A 19,175-nucleotide genomic window follows, 5' to 3' on the forward strand; every position below is an offset into this window, starting at 1 on the left:
GCCGGGCCCGCCGTGGTCGTTGGTGGTGGTCACTGGTCGTCCTGGGCCGCCCGTTGACGGCCCAGAGACGGCCCACAAGAAGCCCCCTGCCGTTTGGCGCGAACCACTGAGAGGCCGTCATCGATGGCCTTCGCGGCGAGCATCACGAGGCAGCTTGGGCATAGACATGTACCCAACGCGGGACAGGCTGGGCAGCGCCGAGCCCATCCACTAGGCGCGGCGCACAGGTACGCGATACGGTTGCAGTTCTGGTGTAGGTTCCAGTGCACCACAGTCGGAGTGTCATGCCAGCGAGCACGACGAGGATGGTGTTGGAGCGCATGTACGAGAACAGGGAAATCTACCCAAACTCACCACTGGCGCTCGTGACGGTGGAGGTCAAATATCCGTACGCTCCACGACTGCGCCAGGTGGACGCGCTAGACCGAATTCAGATGTCACTGGAAGGGCTGCTGCCCATCAGGCAGCGCGAGCAGCGATTCACGTTGCAGGTAGCGATGGGTGCTGGCCCCTTGGCTTCTCCACCGCAGGCGATGGACGTCTTTCGATTTCTAAATAAAAGCCGTCGACGCTCGGCTGTCATCTCCCCGGAAGCCTTCTCTGTCGAAATGACGGACTATCGGGAATTCTCCGAGTTCCTGGAACTAATCTCGGCCGTAGCCCAAGCAATTCAGGCCGAAGGGGCTATCCCGGCCGTCGAGAGAATCGGATTGCGCTACATCGACGAAATTCGAGTTCCGGAGAAAATTACAGAGGCTTCACAGTGGAGCAATTGGCTGGCTCCCGAACTTTTGCCCAGCACCGAATCGCGCGCCGGAACCGCTAGGGCGGTCCAAGGCGCAATCCTTTATGAAACAGCACCGTCGTCACAGCTTCGCCTTTCTTTCGCATCCCTAGAAGGTCAAGGCGTGGTCAGCAATGACCCTCTGCGGCGCAAGTCGATCCCGGAACCCGGACCATTCTTCGTAATCGATATTGACAGCTTTTGGGAAGCGGCCTCACCGGAAGACTCCCAAGAGTTTGACGTCGAGCTTTTGAAGCAAACCGTGGGCGAGCTACACGACCCCATGGGGCGCGTATTCCAGTCGGTGATTACCGATAAGCTGCGCGAGATTTTCAGGGGGGAAAATGGTTAATTCGATCAGTTCTCGGGGAGCGACTACCGACTCCAACGGCGTGCGGGAGTATGATGCCCCCGATTCCGTCACGCATTCGTCGGCAATCGACTACCGTGCCACCACAGGCTTCCTACGGTCACGAGCGGCCATCGTCAGCAGTGACATCGTCGACTTGCATAACCAGGCGACGGAAGGGGACCTGCGGACCAGGGCGGCCTTGAAGACCCGTATGGGCGTGAAAAGTCTCCTCAATGAGCTTGCCGTTGAGCGCGGGATGGCGTGGGCCGACATCGCCAAGCTCGCCGGCGTCAGTGTGTCAGCCGTAAGGAAGTGGCGGACCGGCGGAGACGCCAGCCCCGAGAAGCGCGGTCAACTGGCCCGGCTCGCTGGCTTCCTGGACCTTCTGGAGGAGTCACTGATCGAAGACCCTGCTCAGTGGATAGAGGTGCCGCTGAGCCTCCCCGACGGGTACTCTGTACGCCCAGTGGAGCTCTACGCCCTAGGACATCTGATCCCGGTTCTGGAGATCGCCGGCCTGAGGCGGGAGCCTGCGGACGTTCTGGATGAGGTGCTTCCAGAATGGCGTAGTTCCCGGAAGTCCAACTATGAGGTCTTCACCGCCAACGATGGCATCCTTGCCTTTCGCGAGCGTGAGGATAGCTAAAATTGGGGGCGGAAACTCATGGACGCACTTGATTCACCGGAATCGGTGGATGAGCTCTACGCTTCATGGGGCGAGGCCCCTTCGTTCGCAAGGCCTCTCATGCAGGGTGACGTGTTCTTCGATGTCACCCTGCCTGGAATTTCCGATGAACCGCAGCGCGCACAAATCGTCATGCATCCGTGCAACATGCGCCGGGGCGCAAATTTGGTTCCCCTTGTAACAATGGCCCCAGTCGCCGATTACGCGATGCAAGCGACGGACTGGCAGAAGCGCTTCAGAATTATGCCCCTCCCCGAGATGAGCGGCACAGGGTCCTCCAACGCGAGGGCAGATCTACTCCAGTTCACCTCCGTCGCGTCGAATCAACTATCTCCTTCTAAGAGGGTTGCCGCTCTGAGTGACGCGGGGGTTCTCCTTCTTCAGCAGAGGCTAGTTTTTACTCAAACGAGAATCCTCCTGTCCCTCGATCGAATCCATGAGCAAATGTCGCCAACCTTCACCGAGTTGGAGCTTCAGGAGGATTGGGTCGAGGAAGCATTGACGGCTGCGGGCGATTCTCAGAAACAAGAGGCGCTGGGGCAGGCCACAAAGGACTTCCAGTCCTGGCTAGACGAAGACAACAGGTCTAGGCGTGTCAGGCTCCAGAACGTGCGGGAGCACAGCAGAATTCGGCGAGAAGCGCGCGCAGAGTGCGTGGAGCGGTACTCTTCGCGATAGGTCACAGTCTGCCTTTACCACACACATGGGGCAGTCATAGCCTCATTAATTCAGTGCGGCATTAGCAATATGACTCGCCTCTCACCTTTTCAGTGCTGTCATTAATCCTCATTCCCCAGTAGGGACAGTACCTACCGCCAGAAGGTGGGAACTGGCGGCGAGGAGTTCCGGGTACGGCTCTGCCATGCGGGCTGCGTCCATGGCCGAGGCGATCAGCTCATCGGTGGGGCCCTCGCCCGGCTGCTGTTCCGCAGCCTTGACCAGCGACCACGCCGGGCCCTCGATCCCGAAGACCTGCACGTCCTCCAGCCCAGAAGCAGCAAGCTCCGCCACCAGCTCTTCAGCTCGATGGAAGTACGAGAGGGTAAACCCTCTCGCCCCGTCGTAGACGGCCGTCTCCAGGATCTTGGAGACGGAGCTATGAATCCGCTCGGTGTGCAGGTGTGCGTACGTAACGTGCTCGAAGAGCGACGCGTAGCGATTGATCGCAGCGGCGGCGACCAGTCCACCGGGTTTGGCTACACGGGAAGCTTCAGCTAGCGCCCGCTGCCGGTCGGCCTGTTTGGGCAGGTGATAGAGCGGCCCGAGGAGCTGCACGACATCGAAGGTGTCATCCGGCTCGGGCAAGTCACGTGCATCTCCGACGACCGCCGGGCACACCGCCGACGCGGCCTCAACATGTCGGGGCACCGGGTCCACCAGGACAACGTCGTAGCCATCCTTCACTAGCCACTCAGCGTGAACCCCGGTCCCACCGCCCACGTCAAGCACGCGCGCTGGCGCGGAGGGCAGAAAACGTCGGAGAAGTTCCTGAGTTCTGACGAGTTCCATACGGCCGTCTGCTGAGCTGCGCAGGCGACAGTCCTCGTTGACCGTCTCGCCATAGAACCGCATCACGGAGGGAGCCAATTCGAGATTCGACATGGTCGCAGTATCGTGTGTACCGGTGGACCAGTCCAGCTCAGGGAGCAGGGAAAGCCATGGCAGTCCTGAAGTACGAAGAGATCGCAGAGTTCCTGCGCGCCCGCATCGCCGCTGGTGAGATCGCACCCGGGGCGACGATTCCATCGGGCCGCGAGTTGGCCGAGCAGTGGGACGTTTCGCGAGCCACTGCCATCAAGGCCGTCGATGTGCTGCGCAACGACGGCGTGGTCGTGGCCAAGCAGGGAACCGGGTTCGTCGTCACGGAGACACCCGTTGCACGCCCCGCCGGCGCTCGCCGTGCGGGGTCGGCGCGCATCTTGGGAGGGATGCCGTTCCGGCGCGTCGGTGAACCCGACTGGATTGAACCTCCTGTCCGCGTCGCAGCCGCCCTTGGTCTCTCCCCCGGGACGAAAGCGCTCCGGCGCGTTCGGGTCCTTCAGCTCCCGGATGGGACGCCGAACAGTTGCGTTGAGGCATGGTTCCCCCGGACGTCGCGGAAGCGTCGCCGCGTCTCGCAGATACCAATCCCATCGCCGAAGGAACAACGCGCTACGTGCGGCGACAGACCGGCCGGGGGCCATCCGAGGGCGTGGACGTCACCACGGTGCGTCTCGCGTCTGAGACGGAGGCGGACCGCTTGAAGGTGCCTCAGAACACCCCGGTCGCCGTGTTGCTACACACCGCGTACGACGAGCAGGGGAGGCCGCTGGTCTGCGAAGAGGGCGTTACGCCCTCTTCGCTCTTCGAGCAGGTAGACACCTACGCTATGTAGGCGCTCTCTAGCGGTGAGAACTGGCTGGACCGGTCCACCGGTTCAGCTTTTTTATTGCCTGCGAATACCCTCCGACGTGCACATTCCTCCACCCCGGAGAGGCGGCACGCACATTCACCACTTGACTGGACCGGTCCACCGGTCCAGTCTCTTGTTGTGGCCATCGCCCGCTTCGGAATCTCCGGAGGGAGCAAATCTGCCACGCCAAAACTCCATAGCGTGATCCATCGCAGTACGGCGGCCGTGACCGTTCCGGCCGAGGCGAGTGGAGACCAGTCGGCCGAGAAGGGGCCCCCGTCACACCGGGGCCCGACACCCCAGACGGGGGACACGCCACCGACTCGAAAGAACCGCTACGGCACACCTTGAAGCTGCCACCTCAGACGTCCGGGACTTCGGCTCTCCCCGGACCGAGCAGCGCCGAGCGAACACGAGAACCGAAGCACCAGCGCTCACGGTGCCCGGCATCCCCACACCCGCCCTGCCGGCGGGCCCGGGTGTCGGGTCGCCGTGGTCGCTCGTAGTCCACGAACGACCTTCGCCAGACGGCGCGAGGCCCCGGTGCGGGAACACCGGGGCCTCATTTCGGGCCGTCGCACCTGCTAGGGAGAACACGACCCATGAATAGCATCGCAGCACTTCAGGCCGCTGTTACGGCCACCTCGTCCGACGGTGAGCCCTCGGACGCAGAGCTGGACGCGATCGAGACCGAGTCACCGCTGATCCTCGCGGACGTCGCGCTCCTCGACGCACAGATCATGACCATCGACCGCACCCCGACCGAGCTGGACCAGCAGCGCATCCGCCGGGCCCGCCGCCGGGTGCTGGCCGCCCGCCGGGACCTCGCCAACCGCGCCGCCACCCTGACCGTCTCGGGCGGCGCGGCATGAGCGCCACGGCGACGAAGACGGTTCTGCCGGCCGTCGCGATGACGGCGGTATCGATGGTCCTCACCCTGGCTGTGGTGGTGATGTGGCTCGGCACCGCGATGCCGTGGCCGGTCGCCCTGGTCGTCGGTCTCGGGATCGACGGGGGGTGGCTCGCCACCCTCGCCTACGAACGCCGCCTCGCCGCACAGGGCGACCACTCCACCCCCGTCGCGGCCGTGGGCTGGTTCTTCGGCCTGGTCGCCACCGGCGTCCTGATCGCCCACGCCGCCACCGCCGACGGGAACGTCGGTGCGTGGCTCGCTGTCGCCTGGCTGCCGCTGGCCGCGAAGGCGCTGTGGTTGGTGCACGGGATGTGGGAGCGGACCGCGCTGACCGGGTCCGCGTTGGAGGCGATCCAGGGCATCCAGCAGGAAGCCCGCGACGAAGCCGCCGTGGCCAGGGCCCGGCTGCGGGCCGAGGCGGGGACGGAGGAGACGCGGCTGGCGGCTGTGACGCAAGCCGGGGCGCGCGTCGCACGCGTCCAGGCACAGACCGCTACCACCCTCGCCCGGGCCTGGTCGACGCTGGAGAGCGCCCGGTCCGGGAAGGACACCGGCAGGGCCCTGACCAGCGTGACGACCCGTGTCACACCCGGCGTCACACCCACCTGGGAACTCCCCGTCTGGGGCCCCACCAACCCCCTCCCCGCACTCGACCCCGCACCCGCGCTGCCCGACGCAGAGCTGGACCGGTTGGTGGATGAGATCCGGCACAGCGAGACCCCGGCCCTGTCCTACCGGGAGATGTCCACCCGGTTCCGGGCCGCCGGCCACGCCGCGTCCGAGGTCCGGCTGCGGGCCGCGTGGAAGCGCGTAGCGGCCTGATGGCCACCGTCTACCGGTGGCGTCTCGCCCCCGACGGGTTGGCCACCCGCCGACAGCTCCGCGCGCTGGGACTGCGGCCGGGCGGTCAGGACGTCGTCGCGGAACTCCACCGCCCTCGACATCGGGGGCGGGCCCCGCTGGTCGCCTACCTCTACCGCGTCGACCACGCCCGCCCTGTCCGGCCCATGACGCCGGGCCGTGCCGCTGCTCTGGCGGCGGCGATGCGGGCCCGCCGCACCTGCCCCAACTGCCGCCTGGATGTGGGGTATTGCATCCCACGTTCGCTCGGCATGTGCGTCCCCTGCCACGACACCCCGTCGTCTTCCTGACTGGAAGGACCCTGCCGTGCTGTTCCCCGCCCTCTTCGTCCTCCTCTACCTCGGTCACCTGCTCGCGGACTACCCGCTCCAGACTGACCACCAGGCCGCCCATAAAGCCGACCGGTGTGCCGCCGGATGGGCCGCCAACCTCGCGCATGCCGCCACCCACGTCGCTACCTGCGCCGCCGCCCTCGCCTTGGGGGTCCTGGTCCTGGACGACGTGACCGTGTCTCTCCCCGTCTCCGTGGCCGCACTGCTGTGGATCGGCGCGAGTCACGCGTTCATCGACCGCCGCTGGCCCGTTGCCCGGTGGATGAAGTTCGCCCGCCAGCAGAAGTGGGCGCAGCACGGCGGGGCCGCGCACGTCGACCAGACCGCCCACATCCTCGCGCTCGTCCTTGCCGCCCTCGCGCTGGCGGACCCGGAAGGACCGTCATGGACCACCTGCCCGAACCCCGCCGGCCGTCCGTCGTGAACCTCCCGGACGGCACCCCCGCCTACACCGACCACCTCCCCGCCACCTACCAGCCCACCAACGTGGTCCCGCAGGTCATCCACGTCCACCAGGCACCCCCAGACCGCACGGTGCAGCGCCTCGCGCTCGGCTCCGGCGTCGGCGCCGGAGCGGTGGCCGCCGGGGTCTACTTCGGCCCGCTGCTGGTCAGCGTGCTGACCGCGATCGCCGCGAACCTTGCCCTGCTGGCCCTGGTCGCCTCCGTGTGCGCATGGGGTGTCGTGACGGTCGTGAAGTCCGTGAGCGACACCAAGGCCGCTCGCAAGCGCCGCTGACCCGAAGGGAGCGCCACCGTGTTCCAGGCAGGTCAAGAGGTGCGGATCGTCGCTTGTGAGGACGACCCGCGTGCGGCCGGTCGTACCGGCCGGATCGTCGACGAGGTCCCGCCGGGGCCCCTCACCGGGGGCCGGTGGACCGTGCGCGGGGTGGGGCTGCTGATCGGCCCAGTGCTGTGCCACACCCACGAGTTGCGGCCCGCCTGACGGCTGCCCGCCACCCCCGAACCCGTCGTGTTTCGGGGGTGGTTGGGGAGTCGGACAGTCCGGCCCCACCCACCTGGGAGGTTCGCTGTGCACAGCTACACCCGAGCCGAGTCCCGCGAACGCGCCAAGCTCTTCCGCAAGGGCTTCCGTCAGGCCCTCGCGGACTGCGTCGACCCGGACATCCGCCGGAAGATCGAGCGCATCGACCAGTCCGCCGCCGAGCGCGGGGCTCTGGAGCTGGCCGCGCTGCACCGGGTGCAGGCCGAGGCCCGCCACGACTTCGCCGCCGCCAAGGCCGCCGAGCGCACCGCCCCGCGTGCCGACAAGGCCGCCGCCCGGCAGGCCCGCAAGACCGCCGAGGAGCGCGTCCGCCTCGCTGAGCGGGCCGTCCACAAGGCAGAGCGCGGCTGAGCGGGGGCGGCCGGACCCGGCCAAGGAAACCGGCCGCCCCCTCACCCCATCCCGTTGCACTGAGCAGGAGAGGCACGTTCATCATGACCGAACCCGCCAGCACGGTCCCCGTCATGGGGACCGTGCACCACCTCGACGACCACCGCCCCACCACCTCCGACACCACCACCGAGCCGGTGGTGAGCCTGGCCAAGGACCCCGCCACCGACCCGACCGACCCGGACACCTCGCCGCCCGTTCCCCGCGTGTCCCGGGCGGTCCGTACAGCTCGTGCCCTGCGTACGGCCGCGACGCACGAGCGAACCCGTACGGCGGGCCGGTTCACCGTCCGGCACGGCATGTACGTGGTCGGCGGGGGTCGGATCGTGGCCCGCCGGGCGTGGGAGGGCCGTACCGCCGCCCGCTACGAGCGCATGCTGCGGGCGGCGGAAGCCGCGGGGAACCTCGACCTCGCCACTGAATGGGAGGAGCGCGGCCAGCGGTTCCGCGCGGCCCGTCACCAGCGGCGCATGGACCTGCTGTCGGCCCCGGTGAAGGCGGCCAAGGGGGCGGCGGCCGGGCTCGGCATCACCGCCGGCGGCCTGCTCCTGCTCGGGATCATCCTCGCGGTGGCGAACGAGAACTTCGCCGACCTCGCCACCCCCACTCTCGCCCTGATCGAACTGGTCCGGTGGATCGTGCTCATCATCACCGTGGTGTGGGGGCCGCTGGTCGCCCTCGGCCCGTGGGCCGCCCTGCTGGCCCTGTGGGGTGTGGGCCGTCACCAGCAGGCCGCCCCGCAGTGGGTTCTTCCCGCCCGTGCCGCTGATGTCGGTGCGCCGATCACCCCGTCCGTCGTGGTCACCGCCCTGCGGGACCTGGGGATCGCCCCTCTCCGTACGGCGGTGAAGGAGATGGGGGATGCGGGGGCGGCGATGCTCGGGCCGATCCGGATCGCCGGATGCGGCGTCGAAGTCGACGTCACCCTCCCCTCCGGCGTCGCGACCGACGAGGTGCAGAAGCGCCGGCGGAAGCTCGCGGAGAACCTGAACCGGCACGAGCACGAGGTGTTCATCACCATCGCGCAGGCCGCCCGCACGGTCCGGTTGTGGATCGCGGACTCCGGGGCGCTGGACGAGCCGATCGGACCGTCGCCGCTGATGACGGACACCACCCTGACCGCCGACTACACCAAGGGCCGCGCGCCCTGGGGTCAGGACCTGCGCGGGGACGCTGCCCTGATCAGCCTCTACCAGCGGCACATGCTCATCACCGGCCTGTCCAACCAGGGCAAGACCGCCGCCCTGCGCGCCCTCGCCCTCTGGCTCGCCCTCGACCCCCGCGTCGAATTCCGGGTGGCGGACCTCAAGGGGGTCGGGGACTGGGGCATGTTCGACGGGCTCGCCACCGTCCTCATCCAGGGACCGACCGACGACCACGTCATCGAAGCGACCGAGATGCTGGAAGACCTGGTCGACGAGATGGAGCGCCGCATCCAGGCCCCGCCGGGCACCGTCTTCACGCCGCTGATCGGCATCGTGGATGAGGCGCAGGTCGCGTTCATGTGCCCCGTGGTCGACGGCGAGAAGCGCCCCTACGGCGGAACCCGGGCCACCTCCCGCTACTTCATGGCCGCCCGGAAGATCCACAACCAGGGCCGGGCCGTGGACGTGCTGCTCTTCCAGGGCACCCAGGACCCCACCGACCAGAACCTCCCCAAGCTCGTCCGCGAGGGAGCCCACACCCGCGCGTCCCTCGCTCTCGGCACCGAGTCGCAGGCCCGCATGGCGCTGGGGGACAAGGCCGTTGACGGTGGGGCCGCCCCGAACCTGCTCCGGCCTGGCCTGGACAAGGGCACGGTCGTGGTCGCCTCGGACGGGATCAAGATTCCCGCCGGGCAGGCCGCGTTGACGGTGCGGACGCACTACATCAGCACCGACGACGCCGCCGAGATCGCGAACCGGGCCAAGGCCCTGCGCGACGGCGTCACCACCCTCCACGCGATCGACCGTGGTGAGGAGCGCGAACCGCTCATGGACATCATGACCGTCCTGGGAGATGCCTCCCGCGTCCTGACCACGGACGTCCTCAAGCGGCTGACCGCGCTGAGCGAGGACACCTACGGCAAGTGGTCGCACCTGGACCTCAAGCGGGTCCTGGACGGCACCGGGGCCGAGCCCTACAAGTCCGACGGCCGGATGGTCATCGCCCGCGAACGGCTCTTCCGCCACCTCGCCAACCGGCACGCCGACGGTTCCGCTTCCGCCGCCGAGTGACAGGGAGTCGACCCCTGTGTGGTCAGGGAGGCAGGGAGAAGTCCCTGACCCCCTCCCTGACCTGCCTCCCTCGCCCTGAGCTGCACAAATGATCTGCCAGGGAGTCAGGGAGGCACCGCAGGTCAGACCCCCGAAACCCCCTCCACACGCACCCCGACAGGGGGTGCCCAAGCCTCCCTGCCGCAACGGCGACAGGGATTCCGGATACCGCCCGGCAAGCCGAGAGCGGCCCCTCTCACGCCAATGAAGTCGGGGCCGCTCTCGTCTGCCAGCACTCACGGAACTGGAGACATCCATCATGACGCACCCCACCGTTGTGCGGGAGGCCGCACGCGTCATCGCGATCGAGGCCGCCTGCGCCTACGTCGCGAACATCCGCCCCATCGACCTCACCAACCCGAACGTTCTCGTCGGTCACCTCATGGCCGCCGAGACCCTGCTCATGGACATCGTCGCCGCCCACACCGAGCCCACCGAGGGGGCGGACCGATGACATCCCTCTCCCTCCGCCGGCCGCGCCTGCTGGACCTGTTCTGCTGCCAGGGCGGCGCGGCCAAGGGCTACGACGATGCCGGGTTCGACGTGACCGGCGTCGACATCCAGCCCCAGCCCCGCTACCCGTACTCGTTTATCCAGGCCGAAGCGGTCGCCTTCGTGCTGGAGCACGGTGCGGAGTTCGACGTGATCCACGCGTCGCCGCCGTGCCAGCACGACAGCGACTGCCAGCGTCTCCAGGGCAACACCCACCCCGACCTCATCGCGCCCACCCGCACCGCCCTGAAGGCGACCGGACGGCCGTGGGTGCTGGAGAACGTACGCGGGGCGGTGCCGAAGCTGGTCCGGCCGGTGATGCTGTGCGGGCCGATGTTCGGGGTGGAGACCTACCGGCACCGGTACTTCGAGACCGGCGGCGGCCTCACCCTCAACCAGCCCCCCCACCCCTTGCACTTGGTGCCGCAGGCGAAAATGGGCCGCCCCATCCCGCCCGGCCACTACGGCCAGTTCGTCGGCAACTTCTCCGGCGTCGACCTGGCCCGCCAGGTGATGGGGGTGCCGTGGATGAACCGCGACGGCATCCGCGAATGCATCCCCCCGGCCTACACCCACCACATCGGCACCCAGGCTCTTGCCCTGCTGGCCGCAGCCGGTCTGGGGGTGGCCGCGTGAACGCGCGTGTGCTGCCGCTGCGCAGGCCGAACGGGCTGCGGGTGCTGGACCTGTGCTGCGGGGCCGGTGGCCTGTCCATGGGCTACTACCTCGCCGGATACGACGTCACCGGCGTCGACCTGCACCCTATGCCGAACTACCCCTTCACCTTCCACCGGGCCGACGCCCTCGACTACCTCGCCACCATCACCGCCACCGGGGAGATCGAGCGCTACGACCTGGTCCACGCCTCCTGGCCCTGCCAGAACAAGGCCCGCGTCACCGCTTGGCGCGGCAGCCGTGACGACCACCCCGACCTGATCACCCCCGGCCGCGAACTCCAGGCCGCTTGCGGCAGGCCCTGGCTCATCGAGAACGTCCCCGAAGCCTCCTGGGACGGCACCCTGCGCCCCGACTACCTGCTGTGCGGCTCCCAGTTCGGCCTCAACGTCCGCCGCCACCGCGTCTTCGAAACCTCCTGGGGCGGCGGCGGTGACCTGCTCTCGCCCTGCTGGCACCACAAAGGGCTCCTCACGTTCGAGCACAAGGGCGAGCGGGCCTACGCGGACGCCATGGGCTGCACCTGGATGACCAACGTCGAAGCCCGCCAAGCCGTACCCCCCGCCTACACCCAGTGGATCGGCCACCAGTTCCTCACCCACGAAAGGACGGCCGCAGCATGAACCCCCACCTCACCACCGCCCTTGACCTGGCGAACCGGTCCGTCCCTGCCCTGCCTCTGCGGGCCGGGAAGGTCCCGTTCGGGAACTGCCCGGCCTGCCGGGACAACGCCTGCGGCGGCCGGCCGAACATGAAGAACCCCGGCCCGTGCGACTGCCCCCGCCCCTGCCACGCATGGGCCGCCGCCACCACCAACCCCGACGTCATCACCGGGGCCGCGTGGTCGACGGCGTGGAAGCAAGCCGCGGCTGTTGCCTGGCACCCCGGCGGAATCGGGCTGACCGTCGTCGACCTGGACCACGCCGACGCGGTCGCCTGGGCCCGCCGGACGCTGCCCTCGACGCGGACCGTGCCCACGACGCGGGGCGAGCACTGGATCTACCGGGGTGCGATGTCGTCCGTGAACGCGGTGCGGGACGGGATCGACATCAAGTCGACCATGGTCTACGCCCGGTGGCTCGGACCCGGCACCGGCACCATGGCCACCCTCCCGGACACGGTGCGGGCCCTGATCGTCAAGGAGCCCTCGCCCACCCGGCCCGTCACTGTGGCCGTGCCCACCGGGGGTGGAGAGTGCCGCCACCGGACCCCCGCCTACCTGGAACGTGGCATCGCCATGGCGGAACAGCGGATCACCGCCGCGACGAGTGGTGTGCACGCCACGGTGTACCGCACGTTCCTCGCCGTGCTGTCCACGCACGGGCGGTGCGGGTGCCTCACCGACGCCCACGCCGCCCGGTTGTTCGCCGCCGCGCAGACCAAGGGCGAAACCGCCCGGCACTGCACGGACGCCTGGTCCAACGCCCGCACCGCACTGGGGATGTGAGCCATGTCCGAGGAGGAGAAGAACCCGGCGCGTGAGGTCATCAGCGACTACGCGCAAGCCCACTTCCGGTACTTCCGCACCGCCGACGGCACCGTCTACGCACAGAAGAACGGTCATCCCGTCGCCCGGCCGATCCGCTCCCAGGGCACGACGGGCAGCCACCGGCAGGAACTCATGGTCGGCATGTTCCTCGACAGGGTCGGCGTCTTCAACGGCACGGCGCTCAAAGAGGCGTTGGACCTGATCGAGGCGCTGGCGATGACCGAGACCACCCAGGCCGTACACATCCGCGTCGCCCCCGGCTTCGACGGAGCAACCTGGCTCGACCTCGGCCGCGCCGACGGGCAATCCGTCCGCATCCACCCCACCGGGTGGGAGGTCACGGTTCCCGATCCTCGGGAGGTGTGTTGGCGGCGGACCCAGCTCACCGGGGAACTCCCCCTGCCGGCCAAGGACACCCAGGGCAAAGGCATCGACCTCCTGATGCGGCTGTGCAACTTCGCGAACGCCGAAACCGAATGCCTGGCCATCGCGTGGCTGATCGGATGTCTCGGGCCTGGCGTGCCCGTCCCGGCCCCGTTCCTCACCGGCCCGCAGGGCGCGGGGAAGTCGACCGGGGGCGGATGCTGGTGCGGATCGTGGAGGGCATGAGCGGGGACCTGCGCCGGGCCCCGAAGGACGAGGAGAACCTGATCGCCGCCGTCGCCGCCGGATGGGTCACCGCCCTGGACAACCTGAGCCACATGACCCCGGACCTGTCCGACGCCATGTGCTGCATCGTCACCGGAGCCGAATCCGTGAAGCGGGCGCTGTTCACCGACGGGGACGTGCACCGGGCCCGCTACCGCCGACCGCTCCTGCTGACCGGGATCGACGTCGGAGTCATCCGCCCGGACCTCGCGGAACGGCTCCTGCCGCTGCGGCTGGAGCGGCCCACGGTCCGGCGGACCGAGGCTGAGTTGTGGGCAGAGTACGAGGAGGTGTTGCCCGTGGTCCTCGGCTCGCTCCTCGACCTGACCGTCAAGGTCCGTGCCGCCGAAGCGGTGACCCCGACCGATCTGCGGATGGCGGACTTCGCCCACCTCTGCGCCCAACTCGACGTCGCCACCGGGCTCGGGGCACTGCCCGCGTACCGGGCGAGCCTGGACGACCTCAACGACGACGTCATCGAAGGCGACCTGCTCGCGCAGACCGTCCTCCAACACGCCGAGACCCTCGACCCCGGCGGCGAGCAGCGCATGACGTCCACGGAATGGCTGCACGCCCTGAGCCGCCTCTACAGCGGCGACGAACTACGCCCCCTGCCCAAAGGGTGGCCGACCACCGGCAAGGTGCTCTCCGACCGTCTCAAGCGCCTGCAACCCACCCTCGCCGCCCGGGGCGTCCTCATCGACAGCGGGCGCACGAAAGCGGGCCGGTACCTCGAAATGACCCGCTGCCCCGGGACGCCCCCCCCTGAGCAGCCGGAGCAGGCGGCGGCGTTCTGACAGCCCCGGTCCCCGGGGGACAAGCAAGAGGAGCACCCCGCGCCACGCCGCCGGGTGCTCCTCTTGCTGTTCGGCGGCAGCGCCGCCCAACAGGCGTGCCCGAAGGGCCCCTCACTTCGCCCGAAGGATCACCGCCACTACTACAGACACCCCTCCCCTTTTTCCTAAGTAGGGAAGGTCTGCGTCACCTGCGTCACCCGGGACGGAAAACGGCCCCCCACCTGCGCCGGAAGGGGTGACGCAGACGCCGAATCCTGCGTCACCCCTGCGTCACCCGCGTCACCCCCACGTCACCGGTGACGCAGAAGGTGACGCACGGGTGACGCACACCCAACCCGCTGCGTCACCCAAACCCGCAGGTCAAAGACCCGGATGACGCGGGTGACGCGGTGACGCAGAAATCCACACCTCGGACAACCACGCCGCCCATTGGAGAGCCCGTGGCACCGAAGCCCGACCCCCGCGCCACCCTCCGGGGCGGCCTCCCCGACCGCTACCTCACCCCCGACGACATCGCTGAAATCTTCGAGGTGCCCAAAGAGACCGTTTACGCCTGGCGCAAGAAGCAGATCGGCCCTCCCGGCTTCCGTATCGGCAAGCACATCCGCTACGACCCCGCCGAAGTACTCGCCCACGTCACTCACCTCAAGAACATCGACCGCGAAGCGGCCTGACCCACCACCCACAGGGGCGCGACCACCACCGGTCGCGCCCCTGCCGCATCCCCGACAGGAGCACCACGTGGCCGGCCACATCCAAGACCGCTGGTACAAAACCGAACCCGGGCCCGACGGCAAAGACCGCCGGGTCAAGAGCGACCGATACGGCACCGGACTCCGCTACCGCGCCCGCTACATCGGCCCCGACGGTACTGAGAAGTCCAAGTCCTTCCCGGACCGACAGAAGCGCCTCGCAGAGAAGTGGCTGAGCAAGACCGAGGCCGACATGAGTAACGGCCAGTACGTGGACCCGAAAGCGGGCCGGACCACCTTCCAGCAGTACGCCGAACGCTGGGTGTCCTCTCACGTCGGCGAGGTCAACAGCGGGGAAGGGGCCGAACGGCGGCTGAGACTTCACGCGTACCCGACTATCGGGAGTCGGCCGCTCGGTTCCTTCAAGCCGGAGCATGTCCGCACCTGGCTGGGGGTGCTGAAGAAGTCCCTGCCGAACGAGGCGCATCGGCGGGTGGTCGCCGCGACCGTCTCCGCCGTCTTCAACGCGGCCGTCGATGACGAGTTGCTGGCGCGGAACCCCTTCAAGGCCCGCTCCGTGCAGATGCCGAAAGTCGCGGACGCGTCGGTGAAGCCGTGGACCACCGACCAACTGTTCACGGTGCAGCGTTCTCTGCCGGCGCGGTTCCGTACCGCAGTGGATCTGGGAGCAGGGTGCGGGCTGCGTCAGGGGGAGATCTTCGGGTTCTCCGTGGATGAGGTCGACTTCGAGAGTGGCTGGGTCACCGTGAGCCACCAGCTCAAGCGGCTCCGAGGTCGATACGTCTTCGCCCCTCCAAAGGGCGGGAAGACCCGACAGGTGCCCCTCCCCCGTGCGGTCGCGGCCGCGCTCCGGTCTCACGCTGTAGCCTTCCCGCCCATCGCCGTGAGCCTGCCGTGGCGCACCGTGGACGGCGAGCGGCGCACCAAGCGGTTGTACTTCAGCGGAGCGGCTGGCATGCACGTCCGGGTGAGCCACTTCAACGACTTCATGTGGAAGCCTGCTCTGGCCGCTGCCGGGATCATTCCGGAACCGGAAGAGGGCAAGCGCTATGCCTCCGCCCGGGAGCACGGCATGCACGCGCTGAGGCACTTCTACGCCTCCGTGCTGCTGGATGCCGGCGAGAACATCAAGGCTCTGAGTCGGTACCTGGGACACGCGGACGCGGGGTTCACGCTGCGGACCTACACCCACCTGATGCCGAGCAGCGAACTACGCACCCGCAACGCGGTGGACGCCTTGTATCAGGGGCCGCGAAACCATGATCACGGCCCAGAGACGGCCCACCACGAGTGACAGCCCACTCGACGGGGCCGTTTTGGCTGGTCATCGGCGGTGCCGCGTCTACGCCTCAGAACTTCATCTACTTCTGGCCCCTGTACACGGGGACGTCGATCCCGGAGGACCTGTGGCGGGACCGGATGTGGCTGGACACGTGGGTGTAGTGGGTTGCCGGAGAACCCATCGCCCCTCTCATGCCGGCGGAGAACAATGCCGGGGTGGGAACAGACATTCACGGCTTCATCGAGTGCCGCTGGGATCGCTGGCTGGACGAGGACGATCGCGCGTGGTTCCCGGCCATCGACCTCACGCACCTCTACAACGGGCGCGACTACGTTGCCTTCGGCTCCCTGTTCGGTGTCCGCGACACCGATTCATTCCGCCCACTCGCCGATCACCGAGGCTTGCCACCGGACGTTTCGAAAGAGGTCCTCGCCGCCTTCGAGCCCTGGAGTCATGATCAATACGGCGAGTCATGGATCTCCTGGGCGGAGCTGACAGCCACCGACTGGGACGAGGTCTCCAACCAGGTCGATGGCTGTGTCCACGAGTTCCGCCGGAGCTCTGACGGCAGCTGGAGGATGCACGGGCGGAACTCCGACCTCACCCGTTTCGCGGAACTCTCCGGACTCGCAGATGCCCGGCAGCTCTACACCGCGGGCAACGCCTACCCCGAGAACGCCGAGTGGCCGGACGGCGACCGCCTCTTCCGAGTAGGCCGCCTGCGGCGGAAGGATGCCGTGCCCGACGGCGAATGGGGCGCGGTGTGGTCGGTGATGCGGACGCTGGCGGACCTGCACGGCGACGAGGGAGTCCGCCTGGTCGTCTGGTTCGACGGCTGACCCCACCGGGCAGATCGGACAGGATGCCGCGTACCAGATGAGCAGAGACGGCCCACGGCAGGTGACAGCTCGCTCTTCGTGGATGCTTCACCCGGTCTCAAGTTCTCGCGGTCACCCCGCGATTCCCGGCCCGGCCGCCGCCTTTCGCCGCTGCCGTACCAGGAAGACCGCCGCCACGGCCGACAGCATCAGGAAGAGCAGCGCGGTCCCGCCCGAGATCCAGGCGAGCAGGGCCGCGCCGCCGCCCCCGACGTCCGCCTCGCGGGCGACCACCTGGGGGTCGTCCGCCTGGTAGCGGACGGTCAGGGCGGCGCCCACGGACTGCTTGCCGCCGCCGCTGCCCGTCGGCAGATCCGCCACCACGGCCCGGCCGTCGACCTCGAACTCGACCCGGCAGTGGCCGATCATGCACGACCCGCCCGTGTGCAGCGTGGCGTCCGCCCGCTGGCCGTCCCGCAGGGAACGCAGGTGCTCGGCCGCCGGGAACATCACCAGCAGCGACAGCATCCCCAGCAGCAGCGCGAGCGTCAGCGACATCACCAGGGATCCGCGGGGTCCCAGTCCGCTCCCCGGTGCGGTCCCGTGCGCTGTGGTGCTGTCCATCGGTGTCGCCTCCCCCTCCGTCGGCGCCCGGCCGACGTTCCCCGTTCCGGTGTACGAGCAGACTAGTTCGGTGCCCGAGCGGACCGAGCGGGAACGACGGCGGCTGTCGGAGACCTCGCGCAGGTCGAGCGGCGTCGCAGTCGAGCGGGAAGAACGGGAAACGGCGCCAGGCCGCCGAGCCGTCAGCGCCCGCGATCAGTCGCCGCAGCCGCCGCAGCTCGACCTGCAGCTCGATCCGCAGCCGCCACCGCTGCTGTACCTGCCGCTCCCACCGCTCCCGCTCGACCGGTCCGGCGAAGGCCGCGGCGGGTTCCTGCGGCGCTCCTCCGCTTCGCGCTTCGCCCGCTCGTCCGCCGCCCGGTCCCGCGCCGCCTCCTCCCGGGCCTCGCGGAGCCGTTCGCGCTGGCGGGTGGCGCCGTCGACCGGTTTCCAGACGCCCAGCCCGTGGTGGCGGTCCGGCCGGAGGAGGACCGTGGTCACGGCCGCGTACATCCGGCCCATCTCCTGGCGGCGGTGGTACTCGGCGCAGGCGTATTCGAGGACGACCTCGTCGCCCTCCGTCGGCGTGCCGTACAGGATCGCCTCGAAGGGCTCCCGCCGCGGGTCGATGTCGTGGTGCCCGTTGCCCTCCGCGTACACGGAACCGCTGCCCAGGAGCCGCGTCCGGGTGCGGGTGTCGCGGCCCCGGGGAACGTACGGGACCAGTGGGGGCGCCGAGGGCGTGCGGGCGTCCGGGTACACCCAGTGGCGTCCGTCCGCGCCGGTGCGTACGCCCACGATCAGGGCCGGCTGGTCCTCCTCGTGGAGCCGCCGCGCCGCCCGGTAGGCGAGCTGGCCCCAGCCGGCGAAGGTCGTACCGGCCACGAGAAGCACCAGGCAGACGCGCTGCTGCCCGATGGCGTCGTACCCGACACCGCCCGAGGTCAGGTCCTCGACCAGGCCGTCGGTCAGGATCGCGAGGCCGGACAGGCAGAGCACCAGCCCGAGGTAGACCTGCGCGTGGCCGCGGTGACCGTCCGACTCCGGGACGCCCCTGGGCAGCGGGAAGCGGCGTTCCCCGGCCGCGGCGAGGGCCAGCGCCCGCTGCCGTCGGCGGGCCCGCAGCCGCAGGCCGGCTCCGGTGGCCGAGAGGGCGCAGACGGCGAGGACGACGAGGTACCCGGCGGTCGCCGAGCGGTCGATGTCGCCGGTCCGGGCCGCCAGCAGGGCCGCCTCCACCGCGACGAACAGCGCCGCCGGGAAGACCGCGACCGGAACGTACCGGTACCAGAGCGGCAGGGCCGTCAGCAGGACCACGCCCGGATACCTCAGCCAGTCCGTGCCGCCCCCGAGCCCGTCGCGCCACGCCCCGGACGCGGACGAGAGCCCGAAGAGAAGGACGTACGCCGTCATCACCAGGGCGGCCAGGATCCAGCCGCCCAGGACGGGGGCCAGGACGGTCGGGACCCCCGCCTTGCGCCACTTTCCCGCGTCGGCGACGGACCAGGCGGTGATGGAACCTCCGGACACGGACTTCGTGGTGCTGCCGTCCCCGCCGACCGACCAGACCGGGACGCCCCCTTCGGGCAGGGTTCCGGGCGGCAGGTACTTGATGTGATGCACCCTCTGCGGCCGATCGTGGCCCGTTCTCCCTATGAACATCCCGTACGCCCCCCGACGTCCGCTCCC

The 19,175-nt window shown here is 69.0% G+C and carries 21 protein-coding genes and 2 pseudogenes; 20 read left to right on the plus strand and 3 right to left on the minus strand.

All coding sequences use genetic code 11. From position 1 onward, the window contains the following. Window positions 1-320 precede the first annotated feature (320 nt). The 3 genes from CCZ36_RS12995 to CCZ36_RS13005 are packed head-to-tail and all read left to right on the plus strand — an operon-like array spanning window position 321 to window position 2,499. A complete protein-coding gene (locus CCZ36_RS12995) occupies window positions 321-1,136 on the plus strand; it encodes a TIGR04255 family protein (RefSeq protein ID WP_164873501.1) in 816 nt (271 codons plus the stop codon). Continuing rightward, the gene (locus CCZ36_RS13000; protein WP_128817693.1) at window positions 1,129-1,782 is read left to right on the plus strand and encodes a hypothetical protein; all 654 of its coding nucleotides are present in this window, start codon (window positions 1,129-1,131) and stop codon (window positions 1,780-1,782) included. The genes CCZ36_RS12995 and CCZ36_RS13000 overlap by 8 nt, the downstream gene beginning before the upstream one ends. Window positions 1,783-1,800: 18 nt before the next feature. Beyond that, window positions 1,801-2,499, plus strand: coding sequence for a hypothetical protein (locus CCZ36_RS13005; RefSeq protein ID WP_128817694.1), 699 nt, complete (start codon window positions 1,801-1,803; stop codon window positions 2,497-2,499). Window positions 2,500-2,607: 108 nt separating this feature from the next. On the opposite strand, the gene CCZ36_RS13010 is transcribed toward CCZ36_RS13005, so the two are convergent. Then, window positions 2,608-3,423 (minus strand): class I SAM-dependent methyltransferase, encoded by an 816-nt coding sequence (locus tag CCZ36_RS13010; RefSeq protein WP_128817695.1) that lies wholly within the window; start codon window positions 3,421-3,423, stop codon window positions 2,608-2,610. Between the two features lie 56 nt (window positions 3,424-3,479). Here CCZ36_RS13010 and CCZ36_RS13015 point away from each other — a divergent pair. The 17 genes and pseudogenes from CCZ36_RS13015 to CCZ36_RS13095 all read left to right on the plus strand — a co-directional run bounded on the left by CCZ36_RS13015 (window position 3,480) and on the right by CCZ36_RS13095 (window position 16,904). Beyond that, a pseudogene (locus CCZ36_RS13015) lies at window positions 3,480-4,195 on the plus strand (GntR family transcriptional regulator). Window positions 4,196-4,815: 620 nt separating this feature from the next. Then, window positions 4,816-5,085, plus strand: coding sequence for a DUF6284 family protein (locus CCZ36_RS13020; RefSeq protein WP_128817696.1), 270 nt, complete (start codon window positions 4,816-4,818; stop codon window positions 5,083-5,085). After that, entirely contained in the window at window positions 5,082-5,948 is an 867-nt protein-coding gene (locus tag CCZ36_RS13025) for a protein spdB (protein WP_128817697.1), read from the plus strand. Before CCZ36_RS13020 ends, CCZ36_RS13025 begins: the two co-directional genes overlap by 4 nt. Then, window positions 5,948-6,277: an RRQRL motif-containing zinc-binding protein gene (locus CCZ36_RS13030; RefSeq protein ID WP_128819458.1), complete on the plus strand. Its 330-nt coding sequence runs from the start codon at window positions 5,948-5,950 to the stop codon at window positions 6,275-6,277. Before CCZ36_RS13025 ends, CCZ36_RS13030 begins: the two co-directional genes overlap by 1 nt. Window positions 6,278-6,296: 19 nt before the next feature. Continuing rightward, window positions 6,297-6,743, plus strand: coding sequence for a DUF3307 domain-containing protein (locus tag CCZ36_RS13035; RefSeq protein WP_237302832.1), 447 nt, complete (start codon window positions 6,297-6,299; stop codon window positions 6,741-6,743). Beyond that, the gene (locus tag CCZ36_RS13040; RefSeq protein WP_128817699.1) at window positions 6,704-7,057 is read left to right on the plus strand and encodes a DUF6251 family protein; all 354 of its coding nucleotides are present in this window, start codon (window positions 6,704-6,706) and stop codon (window positions 7,055-7,057) included. The genes CCZ36_RS13035 and CCZ36_RS13040 overlap by 40 nt, the downstream gene beginning before the upstream one ends. An 18-nt stretch (window positions 7,058-7,075) precedes the next feature. After that, window positions 7,076-7,264 carry a hypothetical protein gene (locus CCZ36_RS13045; protein ID WP_128817700.1) on the plus strand — a complete coding sequence of 63 codons (189 nt, stop codon included), beginning with the start codon at window positions 7,076-7,078 and terminating at the stop codon, window positions 7,262-7,264. Between the two features lie 87 nt (window positions 7,265-7,351). Further along, entirely contained in the window at window positions 7,352-7,675 is a 324-nt protein-coding gene (locus tag CCZ36_RS13050; protein ID WP_128817701.1) for a hypothetical protein, read from the plus strand. Window positions 7,676-7,788: 113 nt separating this feature from the next. Then, window positions 7,789-9,930, plus strand: coding sequence for an FtsK/SpoIIIE domain-containing protein (locus CCZ36_RS13055; RefSeq protein ID WP_164873616.1), 2,142 nt, complete (start codon window positions 7,789-7,791; stop codon window positions 9,928-9,930). 298 nt (window positions 9,931-10,228) lie between these two features. Continuing rightward, window positions 10,229-10,423, plus strand: a complete 195-nt coding sequence (locus CCZ36_RS13060; protein ID WP_128817702.1) for a hypothetical protein — start codon at window positions 10,229-10,231, stop codon at window positions 10,421-10,423. Further along, entirely contained in the window at window positions 10,420-11,097 is a 678-nt protein-coding gene (locus CCZ36_RS13065; protein WP_128817703.1) for a DNA cytosine methyltransferase, read from the plus strand. The genes CCZ36_RS13060 and CCZ36_RS13065 overlap by 4 nt, the downstream gene beginning before the upstream one ends. Beyond that, complete coding sequence (locus tag CCZ36_RS13070) at window positions 11,094-11,759, plus strand: DNA cytosine methyltransferase (protein ID WP_206515729.1); 666 nt, start codon at window positions 11,094-11,096, stop codon at window positions 11,757-11,759. Before CCZ36_RS13065 ends, CCZ36_RS13070 begins: the two co-directional genes overlap by 4 nt. Continuing rightward, entirely contained in the window at window positions 11,756-12,583 is an 828-nt protein-coding gene (locus CCZ36_RS13075; protein ID WP_128817704.1) for a DNA primase, read from the plus strand. The genes CCZ36_RS13070 and CCZ36_RS13075 overlap by 4 nt, the downstream gene beginning before the upstream one ends. A gap of 3 nt (window positions 12,584-12,586) precedes the next feature. Beyond that, window positions 12,587-14,070: pseudogene (locus tag CCZ36_RS13080) on the plus strand (ATP-binding protein). A gap of 440 nt (window positions 14,071-14,510) precedes the next feature. Continuing rightward, window positions 14,511-14,744 (plus strand): helix-turn-helix domain-containing protein, encoded by a 234-nt coding sequence (locus CCZ36_RS13085; RefSeq protein ID WP_030710539.1) that lies wholly within the window; start codon window positions 14,511-14,513, stop codon window positions 14,742-14,744. Window positions 14,745-14,811: 67 nt separating this feature from the next. Further along, a complete protein-coding gene (locus CCZ36_RS13090) occupies window positions 14,812-16,077 on the plus strand; it encodes a tyrosine-type recombinase/integrase (protein WP_128817705.1) in 1,266 nt (421 codons plus the stop codon). Between the two features lie 179 nt (window positions 16,078-16,256). Next, window positions 16,257-16,904: a hypothetical protein gene (locus CCZ36_RS13095; protein WP_237302650.1), complete on the plus strand. Its 648-nt coding sequence runs from the start codon at window positions 16,257-16,259 to the stop codon at window positions 16,902-16,904. 111 nt (window positions 16,905-17,015) lie between these two features. On the opposite strand, the gene CCZ36_RS13100 is transcribed toward CCZ36_RS13095, so the two are convergent. Together CCZ36_RS13100 and CCZ36_RS13105 are read right to left on the minus strand one after the other, a co-directional pair. Next, window positions 17,016-17,507 (minus strand): hypothetical protein, encoded by a 492-nt coding sequence (locus CCZ36_RS13100; RefSeq protein WP_069739190.1) that lies wholly within the window; start codon window positions 17,505-17,507, stop codon window positions 17,016-17,018. 195 nt (window positions 17,508-17,702) lie between these two features. Next, the gene (locus CCZ36_RS13105) at window positions 17,703-19,109 is read right to left on the minus strand and encodes a hypothetical protein (protein WP_237302651.1); all 1,407 of its coding nucleotides are present in this window, start codon (window positions 19,107-19,109) and stop codon (window positions 17,703-17,705) included. Between the last annotated feature and the right edge of the window lie 66 nt (window positions 19,110-19,175).

It is taken from the genome of Streptomyces sp. S063 (assembly GCF_002832675.1).
GTDB classification, from domain to species: domain Bacteria; phylum Actinomycetota; class Actinomycetes; order Streptomycetales; family Streptomycetaceae; genus Streptomyces; species Streptomyces sindenensis.